At 68.4% G+C, this 24,736-nt stretch carries 23 protein-coding genes; 13 read left to right on the plus strand and 10 right to left on the minus strand.

Features of this window, described 5'->3' with window-relative positions; genetic code table 11:
• Positions 1-11 precede the first annotated feature (11 nt).
• The 7 genes from urtD to ppk2 form a co-directional block, all read right to left on the minus strand.
• Positions 12-887, minus strand: a complete 876-nt coding sequence (gene urtD, locus QTI68_RS18010) for an urea ABC transporter ATP-binding protein UrtD (RefSeq protein WP_286523266.1) — start codon at positions 885-887, stop codon at positions 12-14.
• Entirely contained in the window at positions 884-2,110 is a 1,227-nt protein-coding gene (urtC, locus tag QTI68_RS18015) for an urea ABC transporter permease subunit UrtC (RefSeq protein ID WP_286523268.1), read from the minus strand. The genes urtD and urtC overlap by 4 nt, the downstream gene beginning before the upstream one ends.
• Positions 2,107-3,690 (minus strand): urea ABC transporter permease subunit UrtB, encoded by a 1,584-nt coding sequence (gene urtB / locus QTI68_RS18020; RefSeq protein ID WP_286523269.1) that lies wholly within the window; start codon positions 3,688-3,690, stop codon positions 2,107-2,109. The genes urtC and urtB overlap by 4 nt, the downstream gene beginning before the upstream one ends.
• A gap of 85 nt (positions 3,691-3,775) precedes the next feature.
• On the minus strand, positions 3,776-5,044 hold the full coding sequence (gene urtA, locus QTI68_RS18025; RefSeq protein ID WP_286523270.1) for an urea ABC transporter substrate-binding protein: 1,269 nt from the start codon (positions 5,042-5,044) through the stop codon (positions 3,776-3,778).
• Between the two features lie 240 nt (positions 5,045-5,284).
• Positions 5,285-6,133, minus strand: coding sequence for a lipase family protein (locus tag QTI68_RS18030; RefSeq protein WP_286523271.1), 849 nt, complete (start codon positions 6,131-6,133; stop codon positions 5,285-5,287).
• 23 nt (positions 6,134-6,156) lie between these two features.
• On the minus strand, positions 6,157-7,200 hold the full coding sequence (locus QTI68_RS18035) for an extracellular catalytic domain type 1 short-chain-length polyhydroxyalkanoate depolymerase (RefSeq protein WP_286523273.1): 1,044 nt from the start codon (positions 7,198-7,200) through the stop codon (positions 6,157-6,159).
• Between the two features lie 59 nt (positions 7,201-7,259).
• On the minus strand, positions 7,260-8,177 hold the full coding sequence (gene ppk2 / locus QTI68_RS18040) for a polyphosphate kinase 2 (protein WP_286523275.1): 918 nt from the start codon (positions 8,175-8,177) through the stop codon (positions 7,260-7,262).
• 149 nt (positions 8,178-8,326) lie between these two features.
• On the opposite strand from ppk2, the gene QTI68_RS18045 reads away from it, so the two are divergent.
• The 7 genes from QTI68_RS18045 to QTI68_RS18075 all read left to right on the plus strand — a co-directional run bounded on the left by QTI68_RS18045 (position 8,327) and on the right by QTI68_RS18075 (position 14,603).
• The gene (locus tag QTI68_RS18045) at positions 8,327-9,340 is read left to right on the plus strand and encodes a transporter (protein WP_286523276.1); all 1,014 of its coding nucleotides are present in this window, start codon (positions 8,327-8,329) and stop codon (positions 9,338-9,340) included.
• 46 nt (positions 9,341-9,386) lie between these two features.
• Positions 9,387-10,241, plus strand: a complete 855-nt coding sequence (locus QTI68_RS18050) for a 3',5'-nucleoside bisphosphate phosphatase (protein ID WP_286523277.1) — start codon at positions 9,387-9,389, stop codon at positions 10,239-10,241.
• On the plus strand, positions 10,241-11,176 hold the full coding sequence (locus tag QTI68_RS18055; RefSeq protein ID WP_286523278.1) for a DMT family transporter: 936 nt from the start codon (positions 10,241-10,243) through the stop codon (positions 11,174-11,176). Before QTI68_RS18050 ends, QTI68_RS18055 begins: the two co-directional genes overlap by 1 nt.
• An 88-nt stretch (positions 11,177-11,264) precedes the next feature.
• A complete protein-coding gene (locus tag QTI68_RS18060; RefSeq protein WP_286523280.1) occupies positions 11,265-11,900 on the plus strand; it encodes an L-threonylcarbamoyladenylate synthase in 636 nt (211 codons plus the stop codon).
• A gap of 41 nt (positions 11,901-11,941) precedes the next feature.
• Positions 11,942-12,613, plus strand: a complete 672-nt coding sequence (locus QTI68_RS18065) for a site-2 protease family protein (protein WP_286523281.1) — start codon at positions 11,942-11,944, stop codon at positions 12,611-12,613.
• A 7-nt stretch (positions 12,614-12,620) separates the two neighbouring features.
• Positions 12,621-13,946 (plus strand): tryptophan--tRNA ligase, encoded by a 1,326-nt coding sequence (locus QTI68_RS18070; RefSeq protein WP_286523282.1) that lies wholly within the window; start codon positions 12,621-12,623, stop codon positions 13,944-13,946.
• A 60-nt stretch (positions 13,947-14,006) separates the two neighbouring features.
• Entirely contained in the window at positions 14,007-14,603 is a 597-nt protein-coding gene (locus QTI68_RS18075; protein WP_286369234.1) for a LuxR C-terminal-related transcriptional regulator, read from the plus strand.
• A 79-nt stretch (positions 14,604-14,682) separates the two neighbouring features.
• Here the strand turns inward: QTI68_RS18075 and shkS are convergent, their stop codons facing one another.
• A complete protein-coding gene (gene shkS, locus QTI68_RS18080; protein WP_286523284.1) occupies positions 14,683-16,119 on the minus strand; it encodes a surface-behavior sensor histidine kinase ShkS in 1,437 nt (478 codons plus the stop codon).
• Between the two features lie 211 nt (positions 16,120-16,330).
• A complete protein-coding gene (locus QTI68_RS18085) occupies positions 16,331-19,921 on the minus strand; it encodes an indolepyruvate ferredoxin oxidoreductase family protein (RefSeq protein WP_286523285.1) in 3,591 nt (1,196 codons plus the stop codon).
• A 94-nt stretch (positions 19,922-20,015) separates the two neighbouring features.
• Between QTI68_RS18085 and QTI68_RS18090 the strand changes: the two genes are divergently transcribed.
• The 6 genes from QTI68_RS18090 to pip all read left to right on the plus strand — a co-directional run bounded on the left by QTI68_RS18090 (position 20,016) and on the right by pip (position 24,166).
• Positions 20,016-20,534 (plus strand): Lrp/AsnC family transcriptional regulator, encoded by a 519-nt coding sequence (locus QTI68_RS18090; RefSeq protein ID WP_286523287.1) that lies wholly within the window; start codon positions 20,016-20,018, stop codon positions 20,532-20,534.
• Positions 20,535-20,619: 85 nt separating this feature from the next.
• Positions 20,620-21,297, plus strand: a complete 678-nt coding sequence (locus QTI68_RS18095) for a redoxin domain-containing protein (RefSeq protein ID WP_286523288.1) — start codon at positions 20,620-20,622, stop codon at positions 21,295-21,297.
• A 109-nt stretch (positions 21,298-21,406) separates the two neighbouring features.
• Complete coding sequence (locus tag QTI68_RS18100; RefSeq protein ID WP_286523289.1) at positions 21,407-22,777, plus strand: metal-dependent hydrolase family protein; 1,371 nt, start codon at positions 21,407-21,409, stop codon at positions 22,775-22,777.
• A 2-nt stretch (positions 22,778-22,779) separates the two neighbouring features.
• A complete protein-coding gene (locus QTI68_RS18105) occupies positions 22,780-22,938 on the plus strand; it encodes a hypothetical protein (protein ID WP_286523290.1) in 159 nt (52 codons plus the stop codon).
• Positions 22,938-23,198 (plus strand): hypothetical protein, encoded by a 261-nt coding sequence (locus QTI68_RS18110; RefSeq protein ID WP_286523291.1) that lies wholly within the window; start codon positions 22,938-22,940, stop codon positions 23,196-23,198. Before QTI68_RS18105 ends, QTI68_RS18110 begins: the two co-directional genes overlap by 1 nt.
• A 14-nt stretch (positions 23,199-23,212) precedes the next feature.
• The gene (gene pip, locus QTI68_RS18115; RefSeq protein WP_286523952.1) at positions 23,213-24,166 is read left to right on the plus strand and encodes a prolyl aminopeptidase; all 954 of its coding nucleotides are present in this window, start codon (positions 23,213-23,215) and stop codon (positions 24,164-24,166) included.
• A 12-nt stretch (positions 24,167-24,178) separates the two neighbouring features.
• Here the strand turns inward: pip and QTI68_RS18120 are convergent, their stop codons facing one another.
• The gene (locus QTI68_RS18120; RefSeq protein ID WP_286523293.1) at positions 24,179-24,736 is read right to left on the minus strand and encodes a VOC family protein; all 558 of its coding nucleotides are present in this window, start codon (positions 24,734-24,736) and stop codon (positions 24,179-24,181) included.

A 24,736-nucleotide genomic window follows, 5' to 3' on the forward strand; every position in this document is an offset into this window, starting at 1 on the left:
GTCCTTCCTGGTCAGCGGCCGAGGTAGACCTCGATCACCCGCTCGTCCGCCTGCACTTCGTCCAACGTGCCCTGCGCCAGCACCGCGCCGTCGCACAGCACGGTGACGATCTCCGAGATGGTGCGGATGAAGCTCATGTCGTGCTCCACCACCATCAGCGAATGCTTGCCCTTCAGGCTCAGGAAAAGCTCGGCCGTGCGGGCCGTCTCCTCGTCGGTCATGCCCGCCACCGGCTCGTCGAGCAGCAGCAGCTTCGGGTCCTGCATCAGCAGCATGCCGATCTCCAGCCACTGCTTCTGGCCATGGCTCAGGTTACCGGCGAGCCGCAGCACGCTGTCTTCGAGATGGATGGTGTGCAGCACCTCGGCCAGCCGGTCGGCCTGCGCCGAGTCGAGCCTGAACATCATCGAGGCCTTGACGCCCTTGTCGGTCTTGAGCGCCAGCTCGAGGTTCTCGAACACCGTCAGGTGCTCGAACACGGTCGGCTTCTGGAACTTGCGGCCGATGCCGAGCTGCGCGATCTCGGCCTCCTTGTGGCGCAGCAGGTCGATGGTGCTGCCGAAGAACACGGTGCCTTCGTCGGGCCGCGTCTTGCCGGTGATGATGTCCATCATCGTGGTCTTGCCGGCGCCGTTGGGGCCGATGATGCAGCGCAGCTCGCCGGGCGCGATGTCGAGCGACAGCTTGTTGATCGCCTTGAAGCCGTCGAAGCTCACGCTGACGTCTTCCAGGTAGAGGATGCGGCCGTGCGTGACGTCGACCTCGCCGGTCGCATGCCGGCCGTAGCCCGCCGCGCGCCCGCCGGATTCGGTCTGCAGCGCCTGGTCGATGTGGTGGGCATGCCGCGCCACGCGCTCGGCGCCGGCTTCCATCAGGTCGGGGGTCATGCGCGGGCTCCCTTCGGTTCGACGCCCAGCGGTTGCGGGGTCGGCGTCACGGCCGCCGGCTCGACGCCCTGCTCCACCGCCATCGATCGCCGGGCCTCGCGCCGGCCTTCGCTCGGCGCCTTGGCCCGGGCCATCCACTTCCTGACCAGGCCGACGATGCCGTCGGGCAGGAACAGGGTGACGGCAATGAACAGCGCACCGAGGAAATAGAGCCAGTACTCGGGATAGGCCACCGTGAGCCAGCTCTTCGCGCCGTTGACGATGAAGGCGCCGATGATCGGTCCGATCAAGGTCGCCCGGCCGCCGACCGCCGCCCAGATCGCGATCTCGATCGAATTGGCGGCGCTCATCTCGCCCGGGTTGATGATGCCGACCTGCGGCACGTACAAGGCACCGGCCACGCCGCACATGATGGCCGAGATGACCCAGATCGTGAGCTTGTAGCCGAGCGGGTTGTAGCCCGAGAACATGACCCGCGTCTCGGCGTCGCGGATGGCCTGCAGCACGCGGCCGAACTTGCTGCCGATCAGCCACTTCGAGAACAGGAAGAAGCCCAGCAAGGTCAGCCCCGTGAGCGCGAACAGCGTCATGCGCATCTCCTGGGTCTGGATCGGGATGCCCAGGATGCGCTTGAAGTCGGTGAAGCCGTTGTTGCCGCCGAAGCCGGTCTCGTTGCGGAAGAACAGCAGCATCGCGGCGAAGGTCATGGCCTGCGTGATGATCGAGAAATACACACCCTTGATGCGCGAGCGGAAGGCGAAGAAGCCGAACACGAAGGCGATCAGGCCCGGCACCGCGACGATCAGCACCAGGGTGGCGATGAAGCTGTCGCTGAAGGTCCAGTGCCAGGGCAGCGTCTTCCAGTCGAGGAACACCATGAAGTCCGGCAGGTCGCTCTTGTAGTTGCCGTCGCGGCCGATCTGGCGCATCAGGTACATGCCCATCATGTAGCCGCCGAGCGCGAAGAACATGCCGTGGCCGAGCGACAGGATGCCGGTGTAGCCCCAGATCAGGTCCATCGCCAGCGCGCAGATGGCGTAGCACATGATCTTGCCGACCAGCGCCACCGCGTAGTCGCTCATGTGCAGCGCGCTGCCGGTCGGCACCAGGATGTTGAGCACCGGCGCCAGCGCACAGACCGCGATCAGGGCGACGAAGAACACCGTCCAGCCCTTTCCGCTCAGTAGCGGCCCCTTCGAAGGTAGTACTGCTGAATTGCTCATGCCTCTGCGCTCCGGCCTTTCATTGCGAAGATGCCCTGCGGACGCTTCTGGATGAAGATGATGATGAAGACCAGCACCGCGATCTTCGCGAGCACCGCGCCGGCCCAGCCTTCGATGAACTTGTTCAGGATGCCCAGGCCCATCGCCGCGTAGACCGTGCCCGCGAGCTGGCCGACGCCGCCCATCACGACCACCATGAACGAGTCGACGATGTAGCTCTGGCCGAGATCCGGCCCGACATTGCCGATCTGCGACAGGGCGCAGCCCGCCAGCCCGGCGATGCCCGAGCCGAGCGCGAAGGCGTAGGTGTCGATGCGTGCCGTGTTGACGCCCATGCAGGAGGCGATCGGCCGGTTCTGCGTGACGCCGCGCACGAACAGGCCGAGCCGCGTGCGGCCGATCAGCCAGCCCATCGCCAGCAGCACCAGGCCCGCGAAGATGATGATGCAGATGCGGTTCCAGGGCAGCACGACGTTGCTCAGCATCGTCAGGCCGCCGCTCATCCAGGACGGGTTCTCGACGCCGACGTTCTGGGCGCCGAAGAGCGAGCGCACCAGCTGCTGCAGCATCAGCGAGATGCCCCAGGTGGCCAGCAGCGTCTCGAGCGGCCGGCCGTACAGGAAGCGGATCACGCCGCGCTCGAGCACCGCGCCGACCAGCGCCGAGGCCAGGAAGGCCACCGGGATCGCCGCCACCAGGTACCAGCCGAAGGCCGACTCGGGAAAGTAGCGCTGGAAGATGCCCTGCATCACGTAGGTGGCGTAGGCGCCGATCATCATCAGCTCGCCGTGCGCCATGTTGATCACGCCCATCAGGCCGTAGGTGATCGCGAGGCCGAGCGCCGCCAGCAGCAGCACCGAGCCGAGGCTGATGCCACTGAAGATCGCGTTGATGCGGTCGCCCCACACCAGCGAGCCGTCGATGCTGCGGATCGAGGCCACGATGGCGGCCTTGACGTCGGCCTCGGTCTCGTCGGCCAGGCGCTGGTTCAGCAGCAGCTTGGTCTCGGGGCTGCGGCTGGCGCCGAGGTCGCTGGCGGCGGCCAGGCGCTTGTCCTTGTCGGTGCTGCTGAGCATGCTGGCGGCGCGCACCAGTTCGAGCTGGGCCTTGATCTTCGGGTTGGCCTCGGCGGCCAGCGCCTTCTCGACCAACGGCAGGCGCGATTCGTCGGGCTCCTTGAAGAGCGCCTGGGCCGCCTCGGCGCGCACCGCGTCGTCCTTGCTGGTGAGCTTGAGGGCGGCCTGCGCGGCATCCAGCGCGCCGCGCATCATGTTGTTGTTGACCACGTCCTCGGCGTCGTCGGGCAGCTTTTGCTCGGCGCCGGTGACCGGGTCGAAGGCCTTGTCGTCCTTGATGACGAACACCTTGTCGGCCGTGAACTTGACCGCATCGTCCGACATCGCCTGGATGAAGGCCGCAGTCTTCTCGTCGGCGGTGGCGACCGCCTTGTTGAGCGCTGCGATGCGGGCTTCGGATTCGCCCGAGGCGATGGCCTTGGCCTCGTCGGCGGTCAGCGCGTGGGCCACGCCGGTGACCAGCAGGCAGGCGGCGAGAGCGGATGAAAGAAAAGTCCGGAGCATAGGCGGGCCGGTGAGGAGAATCGAAAGGGCGAAGACAGGCTCCGCAATGAAGCGGCGCGCCGTGGCGCGCCGCTTGCAGGCCAACTTACATGGATTTGCCAGAGGGGTAGTCGGGCTTCTTGTCGTTGCCTTCGATGAACGGGCTCCACGGCTTGGCGCGCACCGGGCCCGGCGTCTTCCACACCACGTTGAACTGGCCGTCGGCCTTGATCTCGCCGATGAACACGCTCTTGTGCAGGTGGTGGTTCTTCTCGTCCATCTTCGAGACGATGCCCGAGGGTGCGTTGAAGGTCTGGCCGGCCATCGCAGCGATCACCTTGTCGGTGTCGGTGCTCTTGGCCTTCTCGACTGCCTGCTTCCACATGTGGATGCCGATCCAGGTGGCTTCCATCGGGTCGTTGGTCAGCGGCTTGTCCTTGTGGCCCGGGATGTTCTTGGCCTTGGCGTAGTCGCTCCACTGCTTGATGAAGGCCGTGTTGGTCGGGTTCTTCAGGCTCATGAAGTAGTTCCAGGCGGCCAGGTGGCCGACCAGCGGCTTGGTGTCGACGCCGCGCAGTTCTTCTTCACCGACCGAGAAGGCCACCACCGGCACGTCCTTGGCCTTCAGGCCGGCGTTGCCGAGTTCCTTGTAGAAGGGCACGTTGGAGTCGCCATTGATGGTCGACACCACGGCCGTCTTGCCGCCGGCCGAGAACTTCTTGATGTCGGCGACGATGGTCTGGTAGTCGCTGTGGCCGAAGGGCGTGTACTTCTCGTCGATGTCCTTGTCGGCCACGCCCTTGCTCTTGAGGTAGGCGCGCAGGATCTTGTTGGTGGTGCGCGGATAGACGTAGTCGGTGCCCAGCAGCACCCAGCGCTTGGCGCCGCCGCCTTCCTTGCTCATCAGGTAGTCGACCGCGGGGATCGCCTGCTGGTTGGGCGCGGCACCGGTGTAGAACACGTTCTTGCTCAGCTCTTCGCCCTCGTACTGCACGGGGTAGAACAGCAGGCCGTTCATTTCTTCCAGCACCGGCAGCACCGACTTGCGCGAGACCGAGGTCCAGCAGCCGAAGATCACCGACACCTTGTCCTGGCCCAGCAGCTGCTTGGTCTTCTCGGCGAACAGCGGCCAGTTGGAAGCCGGGTCGACCACCACGGGCTCGAGCTTCTTGCCCAGCACGCCGCCCTTGGCGTTGATGTCGTCGATGGCCATCAGCACCGTGTCCTTCAACACGGTCTCGGAGATCGCCATCGTGCCCGACAGCGAATGCAGGATGCCGACCTTGATGGTGTCCTGCGCGAAGGCAGGCACGGCGGACAGGCTCGCGAGAGCGACAGCGGCGGTCATCGCCTTGAGTGTGAATCGACGTTGCATGGTGGCTACCTTCTCCTGGTTTGGTTGGAACGATGGAGAGAGTCTGCGCACCGGCTGCCACGGCGGAAATACGCCGGGTGGCGTACAAGTTGGCTCGCCCCCAGGTTGCCCCGCACTTCGTGTCGGGGCGCCCACCCCCTACCGGGGGCAACACCTGCGGCCTGGCAAAGCCAGTTCCGCGGTGTTTCACCAACGGGCCTGGCTGCGCCGGCCGGGGCCGCTCGGCTCGCAACAGGGGCGCTAGAAAAACCCGCGCACGTAGTTGATCGGCGCGTGGTCCGCCAGCTCGCGCAGCAGCACCGACCCCGGCCGCCAGGCGTGTTCGGCCGCGTAGCGGGCGCGGCCCTGGAGCCGGTCGGCCTCGATCTCGGACGGGCTCGGGTCGTCCACGCAGACGCCGTCGAGGCAGCGGATGTAGCGCACGGCCCCGGCATGGGCATAGAAGGACAGCGCCGGCGGCAGCTGCGTGACGACGTCGCAGCCGTCGACGATGCGCATCACGTGCAGCTCGGCCAGCGCCGCGACGAAATCGGCATCGCCGACCCGGGGCGAACCGAGCGTCACGGTCAGGGCCGGTTGCAGCACGGTGGCAGCCAGGGTGGCGAGCGCCGCGCCCAGGCTGTGGCCGGCCAGGATCAGCCGGCTGTGCTGCCGCGCCTCGCCACCCAGCCAGTCGCGCACCTGCGGCAACACCGACCGCGCGGCCTTGGCGAATCCGGCATGCACACGGCCGCCGCTTTCGCTCCATTCGGTCTGCTGGGCCTGCAGGTTGGTCGCCAGGTGACGGATCTCGTCGGGCTGCGTGCCGCGGAACGCGATCAGCGCGGTGCCGTCGCCCGCGTTCGAGGTGCCGAAGGCGCAGGTGGCGTGGTCCCTGAAAAACGTCGGCGCACCGAAGCCGGCGCTTCCCAGCGCCTCGGCCAGCCGCAGCCGTTCGGCTTCCGACTCCTCGGCGCGGTAATAGGCCAGCCGTGCCGCTTCGACCGCCCATTGAACGGGCGTGTGGGCGCGGCCGGCCTCGAACAGCGTCGGGTGCCGCTCGGGCGTGTAGAGCGCGATCCGGCTGGCGTCGTAGGCAATGGTGGGCATCGGCGGTTTCCGGCAGGTCGACGCTAGGGGGTCGTCATGGTGCGCCGGAACTGGCGCGCCGCAAAGGCCCACACCAGTTTCGAGGCATCGGGCCCGGCCGCGTCGGTGAAGCGCATGCTGGACGCGCCGCCGCTCCAGGCGTGGCCCAGCCCGGCGATCTCGCACAGCGTCACCACGGCCTGGCCGGCGCGCAGGTAGTCGGTGACCCGCATCGCATGCCGCTTGCCCCGTTGCAGCGCCCGGGCGGCGCCGGGCCGGCTGCCGGTGGCCACGGCCCAGACCTCGGCGCTGCTGCCGGCGTTGCTCGGCGCCACCACGCTGTCGGCATCGCCATGCAGGATCAAGAGCGGCGGCAGCGTGCCGAAGACCGCCGCGGCGCCCATCGCCTTGCCGACCGCGGTGGCCGGCATCGGCGGCACGTGCCGCCCGCGCATGGCACCCAGCGCCGTGGCCGGCGACTTGGCCGCACCCGGCGCCACGCCCGAATGCATGGCCACCGCCCGGAATCGCAGCGGATAGCGGGTGGCCAGCAGGGCCGCCATGCTCGCGCCGGCGGACAGGCCGGCGACCGCCACCCGCTCGCGATCGGCCGGATAGAGCAGCAGCACCTGGTCGATCGCGGCCATCAGGGTGGCGGCCTCGGCATCGGCCTTGCCCGATCGGCGGTCATACCAGTTCCAGCAGCCCTGCGCGTTGGCGAGGCGATCCTGCTCCGGGTAGAGGACCAGGAAGCGCTCGCGGTCCGCCACCCGGTTCATGCGGGTGGCGATCGCGAATTCACGTCCGGTCTGGGCGCAGCCGTGCAGCATGACCATGAGCGGCAGCTTCTCGCCCGGCTGCAGCTGGAGCGCGGGCGGCCGATAGAGGTGGAAGGCCCGGGCCCCGGCCGGTCCCAGCGCGGCGCCCGCGATCCAGTCGCCAGGCCCCGGCGGCGGCTTGAGCTGCTGCGCCGCAGCATCGCTGACCCGCCGGGCGATGCGTTTGCCGCTGCCCAGCGCGACCTTGGTCAACGCCTTCAGGTTGCGCTCGTAGGCGCGCGTCAGGGGGGAAAGGGAGCGGCGGGACATCGTTGCGGACACGGTAGCAGCTTCGCCCCTGCCCAGCTACCGGCAACGAAAGGAACGGATCAGTACCTTTCCGGCACGTACATGCTGGCGGGCACCGGATGACGCAGGTAGTCGGCATTGCGCACCCGCGCCGGCAGCTCGACCGGCGGATGCGGCACATCGTGGTAGGGCATCTGGCCCAGCAGGTGGCTGATGCAGTTCAGGCGCGCCTTCTTCTTGTCGACAGCCTGCACCACCCACCACGGGGCCTCGGGGATGTGGGTGCGGTCCAGCATCGTTTCCTTGGCCTTGGTGTACTCCTCCCAGCGGCGGCGCGACTCCAGGTCCATCGGGCTCAGCTTCCACTGCTTCAGCGGGTCGTGGATGCGGCCGAGAAAGCGCATGTGCTGCTCCTCGTCGGTGATCGAGAACCAGTACTTGATCAGCTTGATACCCGAGCGCACCAGCATCCGCTCGAAGTCGGGCACCGTGCGGAAGAACTCCTCGTACTCCTCGTCGGAGCAGAAGCCCATCACCCGCTCGACGCCGGCGCGGTTGTACCAGCTGCGGTCGAACAGCACCATCTCGCCGGCCGCCGGCAGGTGCGCCACGTAGCGCTGGAAGTACCACTGGGTGCGCTCGCGGTCGTTCGGCGCCGGCAGCGCCGCCACCCGGACCACGCGCGGGTTGAGCCGCTGCGTGATGCGCTTGATGACGCCGCCCTTGCCGGCCGCGTCGCGCCCCTCGAACAGGATCACGACCTTCTGCTTGCTGTGCTGCACCCAGTCTTGCAGCTTGACCAGCTCGCCCTGGAGCCGGAACAGCTCCTTGAAGTAGGCCTGGCGGCCCGCCTTGTCGGTGATGGTGCCCGATTCCAGCTCGTCGAGGTTGCGGTCCTCGAGCTCGAGCTCGATCTCCTCGTCGTAGCTGTCCACCAGGTCGCGGGCGATGCGTGCCATCAGTTCGTCATGGTCGCCGAGGGAGCTGGGAAGGGTCATGGTCTTCTCTGTAGGAGGCAGGGCAATCCCTCATCCTGCAGCCGCCGGATGACGATTGCGTGACAGAAAGTACGCCAATCCGGCGCCGTCACATGGCTGACACATGCGGCCCGCACCATCGGCACGACTCCCACCATGCCCCTCGCTCCATGAATTCGATCGCTGGCGCCTACGGCAGCGACGAAGCCGGCCTGATCTGCGGCTACCTTTTCGATGCCGCCGCCCCCGCCCCGGTCCGCGCGGTCGATTCCGCCCAGGCCGCCGACTGGCTGGCCGCGGGCACGCCGCCCGGGGCCTACATGTGGCTGCACTTCAACCTGAGCCATGCCCAGGCCGAGCGCTGGCTGCAGCGCCACGCCGGCCTGTCCGACCTCTTCTTCGAGACCCTGAAGGAAGGGCTGCACTCGACCCGCATCGAACGCGCCGACGACTCGCTGATCGCAGTCATCAACGACGTCCACTTCGAGTTCAGCTTCGAACCCTCGGACATCTCGACCCTGTGGATCAGCGTCGGCCCGCGGCTGGTCGTCACCGCCCGCAACCAGCCGCTGCGCTCGGTCGACGCGCTGCGCACCGCGGTCAAGGCCGGCGACGCGCCGCGCTCCAGCACCGAGCTGCTCGAGCACCTGTTGCGGGTGCAGGCCGACGTGCTGGTGCGCATCGTGCGCGGCGTGACCTCCCGGATCGACGACATCGAAGATGCGCTGCTGGCCGGCCGGCTCGACCACAAGCGGGCCCGGCTGGGGATGCTGCGGCGGGTGCTGGTGCGCTTGCAGCGCCTGCTGGCGCCCGAACCGGCGGCGCTGTTCCGGCTGCTGCAGAGCCCGCCCGCGTGGATGAGCGAGCCCGACGCCCAGGAGCTGCGCGGATCGACCGAAGAGTTCTCGGTCGTCCTGCGCGACATGGGCGCGCTGCAGGAACGCATCAAGCTGCTGCAGGAAGAGATCGCCGACAACGTCAACGAGGACAACAACCGCAGCCTGTTCGTGCTGACCGTGGTGACCGTGCTGGCCCTGCCGATCAACATCCTGGCCGGCCTGTTCGGCATGAACGTCGGCGGCATCCCGCTGGCGGAGCACAAGCACGGCTTCTGGATCGTGGTCGCCATCGTGATGACCTTCACCGCCATCGCCGCCTGGGTCGCGTTCCGGAAGAAGCGCTGAAACCGAGCCCGCCGCAAGCCATTCCGAGAAGGAATAAACTCGCTCGGTGACCTCCATCCTCAACGCCGACCTGCACTGCCACTCCGTGGTGTCGGACGGCACGCTGACGCCCGAGGCGCTGGCCGAACGCGCCGCCGCCAACGGGGTCGAGCTCTGGTCGCTGACCGACCACGACGAGATCGGCGGCCAGCACCGGGCCGCCGCCGCCGCCCGCGAGCGCGGCCTGAAGTACCTCACGGGCACCGAGATCTCGGTCACCTTCGCCGGCGAGACCGTCCACATCGTCGGGCTGGGCTTCGACCCCGACGACGCCGCCATCAGCCAGGGCCTCTACGACACCCGCGGCGGACGCGGCAAGCGCGCCCAGGAAATGGCCGAAGGCCTGGCCAAGGTCGGCATCCACGGCGCCTACGAGGGCGCGCTGCGCTTCGTCGGCAACCCCGAACTGATCTCGCGCACCCATTTCGCCCGTTTCCTGGTCGAGGCCGGCCATTGCCGCGACACCGCCGAGGTGTTCCGCAAGTTCCTGACCGAAGGCAAGCCGGGCTACGTGCCGCACCGCTGGGCCACGCTCAAGGATGCCGTGCAATGGATCACGGCGGCCAAGGGCATGGCCGTGATCGCCCATCCCGGCCGCTACAAGTTCACGGCCAACGAGGAATACGCCCTGTTCGTCGAGTTCAAGGCCCATGGCGGCCAAGCGATCGAGGTGGTCACCGGCAGCCACACGCCGGCCGAGTACGTCGAGTACGCCGACAAGGCGCTCGAGTTCGACTTCGCCGCCTCGCGCGGCAGCGATTTCCACAGCCCCGACGAAAGCCATTGCGACCTCGGCAAGCTGCCGCCGCTGCCCGGCAAGCTGACGCCGGTCTGGGACTTGCTGGCCCACCGCATCCAGTGATGGCGTCGGCGAGCGAGGCCACCGCCGGCAGGAGCACGCGCGACCTGGAATCCGAGCGGATCCTGGCCGGCATCGGGCTGGTGCTGCTCGCGGTCGCCTGCTTCGCCACGCTGGACACCGCCACCAAGCTGTCGACCGCGGCGGTGCCGATCCTGATGGGCGTCTGGGTCCGGTACATGTTCCAGGCGGTGGCGACCACGCTGGTGCTGCTGCCGCGCAACGGCACGGCGCTGCTGCGCACCCGCCATCCGCGCTACCAGCTGCTGCGCGGCGCCCTGCTGCTCGCCTCGAGCACGCTGGCCTTCTTCAGCCTGCGCTACATGCCGCTGGCCGAGTTCACCTCGATCGTGCTGATTGCGCCGCTGGTGATCACGCTGCTGGCCGCCACCACGCTCAAGGAGCACGTGTCGCCGCTGCGCTGGACGCTGGTCGCGGGCGGCTTCGCGGGCACGCTGGTGATCCTGCGCCCAGGCGGAGAAGCCTTCAGCTGGGCCATGTTCCTGCCGATCGGGCTGGTGCTGACCAACGCCTGGTTCCAGGTGCTGACCAGCAAGCTGGCGCAGACCGAGAACCCGCTCACGATGCACTTCTACACCGGCTGGGTCGGCGCGCTGCTGGCGTCCTTCGCACTGCCTTTCGTCTGGACCGCGCTGCCCTCCTGGCACTGGTGGGCCCTGCTGTGCCTGATGGGCTTCATGGGCACGGTCGGCCATTTCATCCTGATCCTGGCCTACCAGCGGGCCCCCGCCTCCACCCTGACACCCTATCTCTATGCCCAGATCGCCTTCGCGATGCTGGGCGGCTGGGTCATGTTCTCCTATGTGCCGGACCGCATTTCGCTGATCGGCATGGGCCTGATCGCAGTCTGCGGGGCGGCCGGCGCCTGGCTCACGGTCCGCGAACGCCGGGTGCCCATCGAGCCCGCTGAATCATGAGCCGCCGGGCCGCTCCCAAGGCGAATACCGAAGCGCTGCTGCGCGAAGGTTCACCAGTGCCCCGCCGCCAGGCGGCAGAATCGACCCCATGGCCCAGTTCTTCGAAGTCCACCCCGACAACCCCCAGCAGCGCCTGCTGAAGCAGGCCGCCGCCCTGCTGGCGCGCGGCGAGATCGTCGCCGTACCCACCGATTCCAGCTACGCGCTGGCCTGCCACCTCGACGACAAGGACGCGGTCGACCAGCTGCGCCGGATCCGCCAGGTCGACGACAAGCATCACCTGACGCTGATCTGCCGCGACCTGAGCGAGCTGTCCAACTACGCCCGGGTCGACAACAAGCAGTACCGGCTGCTGAAGGCGGCCACGCCCGGCCCCTACACCTTCCTGCTCGAGGCGACCAAGGAGGTGCCGCGCCGGGTCAGCCATCCGCAGCGCAAGACCATCGGCCTGCGGGTGCCCGACCACCGGGTGCTGCTCGAACTCCTGACCTTGCACGGCGAGCCGCTGCTGGCGACCACGCTGATCCCGCCTGGCGAGACCGAGGCCATGAACGACCCGACCCAGATCCGCGAGCGCTTCGAGAAACAGATCGGCGGCGTGATCGACGCCGGCGCCTGTCCTTCCGAGCCAACCACCGTGGTCGACCTCACGCCCATGGGTGCGGGCGGCGAACCGCTGCTGGTGCGGCAGGGCCGCGGCGCGCTGGCCGTACTGGGACTGTGAGTCCCGCAAGGGACATCCGGACCGTCTGAGACAATCCGGCGGTGGATATTTCAAATCTCATCCAAACCGTCCTGATCTACGCCTTGCCGGTGGTCTTCGCGATCACCATCCACGAAGCCGCCCATGGCTACGTGGCGAGGTATTTCGGCGACAACACGGCCTATGTGATGGGCCGGGTCACGCTCAACCCGATCAAGCACATCGACCCCATCGGCACCATCCTGATGCCGCTGCTGCTGTATTTCGCCACTTCGGGCGCCTTCCTGTTCGGCTACGCCAAGCCGGTGCCGGTCAATTTCAACCGGCTGCGCCATCCCAAGCGCGACATGGTCTGGGTCGCGCTGGCCGGCCCGGCCTCCAACTTCTTCCAGGCCATTCTTTGGGCGCTGTTCCTGGTCGGCCTGGTCGGCGCCGGCATCAATGAAACCTTTTTCATCAAGATGGCCCAGGGCGGCGTGCTGGTCAATCTCGTGATGTGGGCCTTCAACCTGTTCCCGCTGCCGCCGCTCGACGGCGGCCGCGTGCTGGCCGGCCTGCTGCCGCGCGGCCGCCCCCAGGAGTTCCTGGCCCGCATCGAGCCCTTCGGCTTTTTCATCGTGATGGGCCTGGTCATTGCCGGCGTCGTCAGCACCTGGTGGCTGAGCCCGCTGATGGCCTTCGGCTACCAGGCCATCTCGCTGCTCCTGAGCCCGCTCACCGCCCTCATCCGCTGAACTTCCCATGGCCCTGCTTCCCGACACTCCCATCCGCTACCTGACCGGCATCACCCCCAGCGGCACGCCGCACCTGGGCAACTACGTCGGTTCGATTCGCCATTCGGTGCGCTTCAGCCGGCGCGACGACGTCCAGAGCTTCTACTTCCTGGCCGACTACCACGCGCTGATCAAGACCGACGAGCCGGCACGCATCCAGCGCTCGACGCTCGAGATTGCCGCCAGCTGGCTGGCCTGCGGGCTGGACCCGGAGCGCGTCACCTTCTACCGCCAGTCCGACATTCCCGAAATCCCCGAGCTGACCTGGTTCCTGACCTGCGTCACCGGCAAGGGCCTGCTCAACCGCGCCCATGCCTACAAGGCGCAGGTCGACAAGAACGCCGCCCGCGGCGAGGACCCGGACGCCGACGTCAGTGCCGGCCTCTTCATGTACCCGGTGCTGATGGGCGCCGACATCCTGATGTTCAACGCCCACAAGGTGCCGGTGGGCCGCGACCAAGTGCAGCACATCGAGATGGCGCGCGACATGGCGCAGCACTTCAACCATCTCTACGGCGAGCACTTCACGCTGCCCGGGGCCGAGATCGACGACTCGGTGGCGACCTTGCCCGGCCTCGACGGCCGCAAGATGAGCAAGAGCTACGACAACACGATCCCGCTCTTCACGCCGCGCGCCCAGCTGCAGAAGCTGATCAACGGCATCGTGACCGATTCGCGCGCGCCGGGCGAACCCAAGGAGACCGAGGGCTCGGCGCTGTTCCAGATCTACCAGGCCTTCGCCGACGACGAGGAGACCGAGAGCCTGCGCCAGGCCTTCGCCGCCGGCATCGCCTGGGGCGAGGCCAAGCAGCTGCTGTTCGAGCGCATCGACCGCGAAGTCGCGCCGATGCGGGCCCACTACGACGCCCTGCTCAACGACCCGGCCCAGATCGAGCGGATCCTGCGCACCGGCGCCGAGAAGGCGCGCGCGCTGTCGCGGCCCTTCATGGAGGGCGTGCGCCACGCGGTCGGCCTGCGCAACCTGGCCAGCCACGACCCGGCGGTGGCCCGCAAGGCAGCCAAGGTGGCGCGGCCGAGCTTCAAGCAATACCGCGACAGCGACGGGCTGTTCTATTTCAAGTTGCTCGACGCCAGTGGGGTCCAACTGGTACAAAGCCGGGGGTTCGCGTCGCCGCAGGAGGCGGGCCGCGCCATCGGCACCTTGCGCCAGCAGCGCGCAGACGGCCTGGCGCAACTCGCCGCGCAGCTCGAGCCACTGGACAACGAAAGTATGCGTGCGGCTTCGGCCGCACTGGAGGCGCTTGCTGCAGCCGATGCGGCGAGCGAGGGTTGAAGTGAGTCAATTTCCCGCGGCGATGGGCAACGCCCGACCCGCGGACACTGCGAGTAAATCATGAGTATCTATGTCATTGACGACCACCCCCTGATGCGCGACGCGATCGTGATGGTGCTGCGGCGCCTGCGGCCGGCCGAGAACATCGTCGAACTCGAGCGCCTCGACAAGCTGGCAGCGGCCGTCAAGCAACACGGGGCGCCCGGCCTCTTCTGCCTCGACCTCAAGCTGCCGGACACCACCGGCGTCTCGGGCGTCGTGGCGGTCAAGCTGGCCTACCCGGACGTGCCGATCGCGGTCTATTCCGCCTCGCCCTCGGCCGACATGGAAGAAGCCTGCATCGAGGCCGGCGCCGACACCTACATCGAGAAATCGGCCAGCTCGGCCGAACTCACCGCCGCACTGCGCGGCCTGCTGATGGCCGACACCGACGCCGAAGAGCCGGTGGCCGCCGCCAACAGCAAGCTGTCGAAGCGCCAGACCCAGCTGATCGCCATGCTCGACCAGGGCATGAGCAACCGCGACATCGCCACCGAACTCGACATCAGCGAGCACACGGTGAAGGTGCACCTGTGGCGCCTGTTCCGTCGCCTCGGCGTGAAGAGCCGCACCCAGGCGCTGCACCACGCCCGCACCAACGGCCTTCTCTCCGGCTAACCAGCCCCCACGCTCCTCACTGCGTGTGTCGCTGCCCCCCGAGGGGGCGCAGGCCGCCTTGGGGCGGCCCGGCGTCGGCCTAACCGACAGCGCCCGAGATCCGGGTCTGGGCCTGGGTCTCGTCGGCGTCATGCAGGGCGACGCGGAAGACGCTGCCTCTCCCCAGCCGCGAACGCACGCTGACCGGATGGCCGAGCGCGTGCGACAGCCGCGCCACGATCGCCAGCCCGAGGCCGAAGCCGTCCGAGGTGCCGGCATGGTCGGCCACCTTGTAGAACTCCAGAAAGACGTCGCGCAAGTGCTCGCGCGCGATGCCGATGCCGGTGTCCCACACCTCCACCCGCAGGCCGTCGCGGGTCTGTCTCGACGCCAGAAGGATGCCGCCCTCGGCGGTGTACTTGGTGGCGTTGGCCAGCAGGTTGCCGATCATCCGGCGCACCCGGATCGGGTCGGTCAGCACGGTGCCGGGCGTCACGTGCATCCGGAAGGTCAGGCCCTTGGCCTCGGCCACCGGCCGGTACTGCAGTTCCAGGTCGTGCAGCAGCTGGGCCACGTCGACCCGCTCGATGTGCAGGCGCACCTGGCCCGAATCGATGCGCGCCAAGTCGAACAGCGAATCGAACAGCGCATTCACGGCGTGCGTGGCTCGCACGATCTTGGGCGCGATGTCGGCCACCAGCTCGGGCTCGTTGCGCAGCCAGTCGGCATACAGCGACAGCGCCAGCACAGGCTGCCGCATGTCGTGGGCAGCGCTGGCGAGGAAGCGGTTCTTCATGGCCACCGCCGAGACCGCCGCCTGCCGCTGCTGGGTCAGCGAATTGATCAGGATGTGGTTGTGGAACAGCAGCTCGAAGCTGTTGCGCGCGGTCTCGTGGATGCGCCGGCCGGCCCGCAGCAGCAGCCACCAGTGCAGCACCGGCAACATCAGGAACCCGTAGTGGAAATGCGGCCGCTCGAACTTGAGCTCGATCATGCGCAGGATGATCGCCGCCAGCATCGTGAAGAACAGGGTGTTGACGTAGCGCCGCAGGAGCGGCGGGTGCAGCGCCAGCCCGTTGAGCGGGAAGGTCGCCACGCCGGCGACGATCAGCCAGCTCATGAACTGGTTCACCAGCGGCGTGCGCTCGAAGAAGATCAGGATCGACAGGCCCCAGGCGAAGCCGCTGGCACTCCAGAGATAGCGGTAGCGCTCGACGAAATACTGCTGCGCCGCCGAGTCGCGGTCGGCGTAGTGGCGGGCATAGAGCTGCTCGCCCCAGATCCGGCAGCCGGTGGCGACGATGCCGATGGCCAGCCAGACGATCAGTTGCCAGGCCGGCACGTGGCCCCAGCTCAGGCCCACCATCGCCGGCATCAGCGCCGCCGCCAGCAGGTAGGAGCCGCGCGAGGCCCGCATCAGGCTGCGGATCAGTTCGCCGCGCACCCACGGTTCCGCCTCGTCGGCGGAAGCTGGTGCCGGTGTGAGGCTGGCGAACGAGGAGTTGCCCAGCCCCGCGAACGACGAATTACCGATCATGGCTATCACGCCCTTGTCATCCAGGCCAAAAAAAAGGCCCCTCGCGAGGGGGCCCTGCATGCGGCACATGAGAAAGAGCGTGCCGCCTCGTGCCACACACCCCGGGGTGCGCCAGGCGCTAGCGCTTGATCTTAATTGGCCGGCAGCATGTCACCCGCCAAAACATGGCCTTGTTCGTCGCGTTCGCACAACGCACCCGCCATGAAATTGCTCACTGGGCCACCACCGCGATGCCCCGGATCTGGCCCGCCTTCGCCTCGACCGCCGGACGCGGATAGCGTTCGGGCGCGAAGCGGTGCAGCAGCTCGGCCTCGCGGCCGCGCGCCAGGGCGAGGTTGGCCAGCTTGACGTGGCCGTAGCCGCGGATCGCCAGCGGCACGGCCGCGATCTGCGCCGCCAGCCGCTGATTGGCGGTCGACAGCCCGGCCGCCAACTCGTCGAGCCGGGCCTCGAAGCGCGCGATCAGCTCGCGCTCCAGTCGGCGCTCCTCGGTGTGGCCGAACAGGTCGAAGGCCGTGCCGCGCAGGGCCTTGCCGCGCGCCAGCCACTTCATCGCCGGCAGCATCCAGCCGCCGAGCCGGATCTTGACCGGCGGCTGGCCGTTGCGGGGCTTCGCGAGGAAGGGCGGCGCCATGTGGAATTCGAGCTTCAGGTCGCCCTCGAACTGCTCGGCGAGCTTCTCGCGGAAGTTGCCGTCGCTGTACAGGCGGGCCACCTCGTACTCGTCCTTGTAGCTCATCAGCTTGAGCAGGCTCTGCGCCGCATTGCGGGTGACGGGCAGCGAGACGTCGCCGCCGGCCAGGGCGGCCTCGCGCTCGCGCAGCGACAGCACCCGGGCCTCGAAGCGCTTCGCCCAAGCCGCGTTCTGGTAGCCAGCGAGATGGCGCATGCCGCGCGCCACCAGCGCGGCTAGCGATTCGTTCTCGGGCACCGCCGCGGGCGTGCCGCGCAGCGCATCGATCGCCCGCGGATCGCCGGCCGCCAGCCGGCCGAGCGAGAAGGCCATCAAGTTCGACGCCACGGCGACACCGTTGAGTTCGATCGCACGCGTCAGCGCCTCCAGGCTCAGCGGGATCAGCCCGCATTGCCAGGCATAGCCGGCAGCCAGGATGTTCGATGCCAGCGTGTCGCCCAGGAACTCCTCGGCCAAGGTCTGGGCGTCGAAGGTCTGAACCTGGTCGCGACCGGCGACGAAGCGCATCTTCTCGAGCAGCAGCGCGGTCTTGAGGTCGGCGTCGGGGTTGCGCAGCGACTCGGCCACCGGGATCTCGTGCATGTTCGCAAGGATGCGGGTGCGGCCGTGGCGCACGGTCTGCAACGCATCGGCCGAGGCGCCGACCACCACGTCGCAGGCCAGGATCGCATCGGCCTGCTGGGTGTCGATGCGCACCTGGTTCAGCCGCTCGGGCGTGTCGGCCAGGCGCACGAAGCTCAGCACCGCGCCGCCCTTCTGGGCGAAGCCCATGAAGTCCAGCACGCTGGCCGACTTGCCTTCGAGGTGCGCAGCCATCGCGATCACCGCGCCCACCGTGACCACGCCGGTACCGCCGACGCCGGTCACGAGCAGGTCGTAGGGTGCGCTCCAGCCGTGGGCTGCGGGCCGCGGCAGCGCCGCCACGTGCTGCAGGAAGGCGTCCTTGCCGGCCGCCAGGGCGCCGCTCTTCTTGCGCAGCTTGCCGCCGCTGACGCCGACGAAGCTCGGGCAGAAGCCCTTGGCGCAGGAGTAATCCTTGTTGCAGCTGGTCTGGTCGATCTTGCGCTTGCGGCCGAGCTCGGTCTCGTGCGGCAGCACCGCCACGCAGTTGCTCTGCACCGTGCAGTCGCCACAGCCCTCGCACACCGCCTCGTTGATGAAGAAGCGCTTGTCCGGATCGGCCAGCTCGCCCTTCTTGCGGCGGCGGCGCTTCTCGGCGGCGCAGGTCTGCTCGTAGATCAGCACCGTGACACCCGGCACTTCGCGCAGGCGGCGCTGCACCGCGTCGAGTTCGGCGCGGTCGTGGAACTCGGTGCCGGCCGGGAACTTGCCCTTGATGGCGTCGTACTTCTCGATCGCATCGCTGACCACGACCACCTGCTTCACGCCTTCGGACTCGACCTGGCGCGCGATCGCGTCGACGCTGATGATGCCGTCGACCGGCTGGCCGCCGGTCATCGCCACCGCATCGTTGAAGAGGATCTTGTAGGTCAGCGTGGCCTTGGCCGCCACCGCCTGGCGGATCGCGAGATAGCCCGAGTGGTAGTAGGTGCCGTCGCCGAGGTTCTGGAACACGTGCGGCGTGCGCGTGAACATGGAGTGCGAGACCCAGTCGACGCCCTCGCCGCCCATCTGGATCAGGCCGGCGGTGCTGCGGTCCATCCAGTTGGCCATGAAGTGGCAGCCGATGCCGGCGCGCGCGGTCGAGCCCTCGGGCACCTTGGTGCTGGTGTTGTGCGGGCAGCCGGCGCAGAAATAAGGCACCCGCTTGACCGAGTCGCCGTCGTTGCTGAGCAGTTCGGGCGGCGTGAAGTCGCGCACGTGCTGCAGGTGGTCGCCGAATTCGGCGTGGCCGGGGAAATGGACCGCCAGCCAGTGGGCCACCAGCTCGATCAGCCGCGAAGGCCGCAGCTCGCCGAGCGCCGACACCAGCGGCCGGCCGTCGCGGTCCAGCTTGCCGATCAGGGCCGGGCGGGCTTCGGGCGGCGCGTTGTAGAACAGGTCGCGCAGCTGGGTCTCGATGATCGCGCCCTTCTCCTCGACGATCAGGATCTCGTCCAGGCCCTGCGCGAAGTCCTTGATGCGCGTCTGCTCGATCGGGAAGCTCAGCCCCACCTTGTAGAGCCGCACGCCGGCGCGCGCCAGGACGTCCGGCGTGATCTCGAGGCGGCGCAGCACCTCCATCAGGTCGTAGTGCGCCTTGCCGCAGGTCACGATGCCGACCTTGGCCTGCGGACTCTCGATCACGTGGCGGTCGATGCTGTTGACGCGCGCGAAAGCGGCCACCGCCTCCAGCTTGTCGGCCAGGCGCGATTCGATGCGCAGCGACGGCAGGTCGGGCCAGCGGTAGTGCAGGCCGTCGTCCGGCGCGCGGTGGCCGGTGGCGGCATGCACCGTGTCGGCATCGGCCCAGGCGGCGGCGCGGGCGTTGACGAGGTCGAGATCGACCGTGCTGCCGCTCTCGACCACTTCCGACAGCGCCGCCATCCCGACCCAGGCGCCCGAATAGCGCGACAGCGCGTAGCCGTAGAGCCCGAACTCGAGGTACTCGGCCACCGAGGCCGGCTGCAGCACCGGCATGCTCCAGGCCACGAAGGCGTGGTCGCTCTGGTGCGGCATCGACGACGAGACGCACCCGTGGTCGTCGCCCGCCACCACCAGCACGCCGCCGTGCGGCGACGAGCCGTAGGCGTTGCCGTGCTTGAGCGCATCGCCGGCGCGGTCGACGCCCGGGCCCTTGCCGTACCACATCGCGAACACGCCCTCGACCGTGCGCTCGGGGTCGGACTCGACCCGCTGGGTGCCGAGCACCTGGGTGGCGGCCAGTTCCTCGTTGATCGCCGGCACGAAACGGATGCCGGCTTCCTCGAAGCCCTTGCCGGCCTTCCAGATCGCCTGGTCGACCATGCCCAGCGGCGACCCGCGGTAGCCGCTGATGAAGCCCTGGGTGCCGAGGCCGCGGGCCGCGTCACGCTGGCGCTGCATCAGCAGGATGCGGATCAGCGCCTGGGTGCCGGTCAGGAAGACGGCGCCCGATGTCGCCCACAGGCCGTCGCTCAGCTTGTAGTCGGCGCGCAGGACGTTCGGATCGTGGGGAAGGCTTTTCATATGGCCGAAATTGTTCCATCGCGCGGCGAGTAAGTGCTTCTTCAATACACTATGGAATCCCCCCGATTGGAGGATGAAATTCTCCAGATGCGCCATGAACGTCGATTCCATTCTTCTTGACGCCCACAGCCTGAAGATCCTTTTCGAGCTGCAGCGCGATGCGCGGCAGACCGTGCAGCAAATCTCGGAGGCCGTCGGGCTCTCGCCGACCCCGTGCTGGAAGCGCATCAAGGACATGGAGGCGGCCGGCGTGATCCGCGGCTACACCGCCTTGATCGACCGCGAGAAGGTCGGCCTGCACGTGGCGGCGGTGGCCGAAGTCAACCTCGACCGCCACAGCGAATCGCAGGTGCAGCGCTTCGAGGACGCGGTCGCCGCCAGCCCGCAGATCACCAGCTGCGTGTCGGCCACCGGTCCGGCGGACTACATCCTGACGGTGCTGGTGCAGGACATGAAGCACTACGAGCGCTTCCTGCACGAGACCCTGTTCAGCCTGCCGGGCGTGACGCACGTGCGCTCGAGCATCGTGCTGCGGCAGGTGAAGTCGGAGATGGCACTGCCGATCGAGCAGGCGGTGCAGCCGGCCGCGCCGGCGCGCGGGCGGCGGCGCTGAGGGCGGCGGCGCGTTGTGCCATGCCTCGACAAGTGATACGGTCCGATTGCCGTCCGCTCCCGAGCTTCAAGACAAAGGAATTCCCGTGGACCAGAAACACCCTCTGCAACCGGGAGAAGCCGCGCCGGCGTTCTCGCTTCCCGCGGCCAATCTCGAAGGCCGGGTGTCTCTCGCTGACCTGCGGGGCAGGCCGTTCCTGATCGGGTTCTTTCGCGGACTGCACTGCCCGTTCTGCCGGCGCCAGGTGCTGCGGCTCGGCGAGGTCCAGCCGGCGCTGCACGCGGCCGGCATCGACACCGTGGCCGTGATCAACACGCCGGTCGAGCGCGCCAGCCTCTATTTCCGCTATCGGCCGACGCCGGTCGTGCTCCTCAGCGACCCGGACTGCGCCACCCACCAGGCCTTCGGCGTGCCGCGGGCCGAGTTCCTGCCCGAAGGCAGCACCGACAGCCCCCGGTGGCCCTACCTCGCGAGCATGGCGGAGTTCGAGGCGGCGCGCATCAACCCGACCGGCGAGCTGCCGGAACCGATGAACCCGATGGCGGCCAACCCGGCACTCAATGCCAAGGACGGCTTCGCCATGACCGAGGCCGACGAGGCGATGCTGGCCAGCCACCCCACCCAGCTCGCCGGTCACTTCCTCATCGATGCGCAGGGCATCGTCAGCTGGGTGCAGATCGAAGCCATGGACGGGCCGAACAGCATCTCCCTCTTCCCGACCGCGGCGGATATCATCGCCGCCACCGGCGGCCTCCGACACTGAGCGGCGCGGTGTTCCTGGAAGCCCGATCTTGTACAGCTGCAGCTCCCTCACCGAAGACACCGAGGTCAGACGCGCCGTCTGCCTCTGCCATCGCCCTGAACTCCAGGCCTTGACCCGGCGCATCGACGCCGATCTGTCGCGCCGAGGCTTCGTGGCGGGCATGGCGGCCTCCGTGGCCGCGCTTGGCCTTCCGTTCCGCGTCCAGGCCCAGACAGCGGCGCCATCGAAGGTGCTCTTCACCAACGTGCGCCTGTTCGACGGCAAGTCGTCGTCGCTGCGCGACGGCCTGCACCTGCTGGTCGAGGGCAACCGGATCCAGTCGATCGGCACCGGCACGCCGGCCGCGCCCGAGGGGGCCCAGACCATCGATGCCCGCGGCCGCGTCATGATGCCGGGGCTGATCGACGCGCACTGGCATTCGCTCTTTGCGGCCCTGCCGCTGCCCGTGCTGCTGCAGGGCAATATCGGCTACATCCACATGGCCGCCGCCGCGGAGGCCCAGCGCACGCTGATGCGGGGCTTCACGACCGTGCGCGATCTCGGCGGCCCGGCCTTCGCCTTCAAGCAGGCGATCGACGAAGGGCTCACGCCAGGGCCGCGCATCTATCCCTGCGGCGCCATGATCACCGGCAGCGGCGGCCACGGCGACTTGCGCGGCTTGTCCGATCTCCCGCGCTCGCCGGGCGTCCCGAGCGCCGTCGAGCGCACGGGCGCGGCGGCCATCGTCGACAGCCCCGACGAGATCCGCCTGCGGGTGCGCGAGCAGCTGACCCAGGGCGCTTCGCAGATCAAGGTCGTGGGCGGCGGCGGCGTCTCGTCGCCGCGCAGCCCGCTCGACCTGACCACCCTCTCCGAGGCCGAATTGCGCGCCGCCGTCGAGGTCGCGAAAGACTGGAACACCTACGTCGCGGTGCACGCCTATGCACCCGCCACCGTGCAGCGAGCGGTCATGGCCGGCGCGCAGTGCATCGAGCATGCGCACCTGATGGACGACACCACCGCGCGGATGATGGCCGACAAGGGGGTCTGGCTGAGCACCCAGCCCTTTCTCTCCGAGGAAGACACGGGCGCGCTCACGGGCCCCAACAGGGTCGCGGCGCTCCAGGTGTTCGCGGGCACCGACAACCTCTACAAGCTGGCGAAAAAGTACAAGCTCAAGACCGCGTTCGGCTCCGACATGCTGTTCGCGCCGGCGCTCGCGAAGCGGCAGGGCACGATGCTCACGCACCTCACGCGCTGGTATTCGAACCCGCAGATCCTCTCGATGGCGACGGCCGACAACGCGCAGCTGCTCGCCCTGTCGGGCCCGCGCAATCCCTATCCGGCCAAGCTGGGCGTGCTCGAGCAGGGCGCCTACGCCGACCTGCTGCTGGTCGACGGCAATCCGCTGGACGACGTGTCGCTGCTGGCCGATCCCGATGCCAGCCTGGTGGTCATCATGAAGGACGGCAAGATCCACAAGAACCTCATCAAGGGGTGACGATGCCGCCCATCGTCATGGCGCTGATCCCGACGGTGCTGCTGCTGGTCTGGATGGGTTTTTTCATGATGGGCTCGCTGCCGCTGCTGGTGCTCAAGCACGACACGCCGCTCGACTCGCGCTTCATCCGCGGCCTGTTCAACGTCTACTACCTGCCGTGATGCTGACGGCCGGCGCGGCGGCCCTGGGCTACGCCTGGACCGCCAAGCCTGCCTTCGCCCTGGGCATGGCCTGCATCGCCACCCTGGCCTTTGCGCTGCGCCGCTGGCTCGTCATCCCACGCATGGACCTGCTGCGCGACTTGATCCCGGCCTCGGACACCGCGATCTTCCGGTTCCGCCGGCTTCACATCGTCGGCATGATGCTCAACGTGGCCGAGCTGGCCACCGTGGCCTGGGCCCTGACGCGGCTGGGGCTGTGACCCACCCCTCGACCATGACCGACCTGCTTTCACTCTACCCACCGATCGAGCCTTACGACAGCGGCCTGCTCGATGTCGGCGATGGCCACCGCATCCATTACGAACGGGTCGGCACGCCGGGCGGCAAGCCGGCCGTCTTCCTGCATGGCGGCCCCGGCGGCGGGATCTCGGCCGACCATCGCCGGCTGTTCGACCCAACGCGCTACGACCTGCTGCTGTTCGACCAGCGCGGCTGCGGCCGTTCGACGCCCCATGCCGGGCTCGAGGCCAACACCACCTGGCACCTGGTCGCCGACATCGAGCGCCTGCGCGAACACGTGGGCGTTTCGCAGTGGCTGGTGTTCGGCGGCTCGTGGGGGTCGACCCTGGCCCTGGCCTATGCGCAGAAGCACCCCGAGCGCGTCAGCGCACTGGTGCTGCGCGGCATCTACACCGTGACCCGGGCGGAACTCGGCTGGTACTACCAGTTCGGCGTGTCGGAGATGTTCCCGGCGCAGTGGGAATGCTTCCAGGCCCCGGTTGCCGAGGCCGAGCGCGGCGACATGATCGGTGCCTACCGCCGGCTCCTCACCGGCGACGACCCGGCGCGGCAGCTCGAGGCGGCCAGGGCCTGGAGCCTCTGGGAAGGCCAGACCATCACGCTGCTGCCCGATCCCTCGATCGCCGCGGCCCATGGCGACGGCCATTTCGCCCTCGCCTTCGCCCGCATCGAGAACCACTATTTCTCGCACGGCGCCTGGCTCGACGACGGCCAACTGCTGCGCGATGCCGATCGGCTGCACGGCATCCCCGGCGTGATCGTGCACGGGCGCTACGACATGCCCTGCCCGGCCCGCTACGCCCACGCGCTGCACAAGGCCTGGCCGGAGGCCGAGTTCCACCTGATCGAAGGCGTCGGCCATGCCTGGTCGGAGCCTGGCATCCTGGACCAGCTGATACGGGCGACCGATCGCTTCGCGAAGGGCTGAGCCGAAACGGGCTCAGGGCGCGCCGCCCCGCAGCTCGCGCCGTTGCACGAAGCGCGACGCCCACTCGGCCACGGGCATGAAGCTCGGGTCGGTGCGAACGACGCTTTCAGTCTGGGCCCAGATCGCCGCGTCATCCTGGTCGAGATCGAGCGGGTCGCCATGCGGCTGGCTCACGTACCACGGGGTGTCGAGGTAGACCTCGACCGTGTTGTCCTCGGGGTCCATGCAGTAGATCGACAGCGCATTGCCGTGGTTCAGGCCGCGCATCTGCGTGGCGCCGAGCGCCAGCGCGCGGCGGCGTGCCTCGCGCAGGTGGTCCAGCGTCTGCACCTTGAACGAAAGCTGCATCACGGTGCTCGGGGCATCGCTCGCGCGGCCGCCGGCCAGCACCAGTTGATGGTGCTGGTCGTGGCGACCGCTCAGGAACACGATCTGGAAGCGGAAGGTGACGCCCTCGCCGCGATCGGTCTCCTGCATGTCGAACACGCCGGTATAGAACGCCTTCATCAGGTCGAGGTCGCGGCAGAAGATGCCGCAGTGCGAGAGGTTGGGGACGTAGGGCTGGGTCAT

This window comes from Variovorax sp. J31P207, assembly GCF_030316965.1.
GTDB lineage: Bacteria > Pseudomonadota > Gammaproteobacteria > Burkholderiales > Burkholderiaceae_C > Variovorax > Variovorax ginsengisoli_B.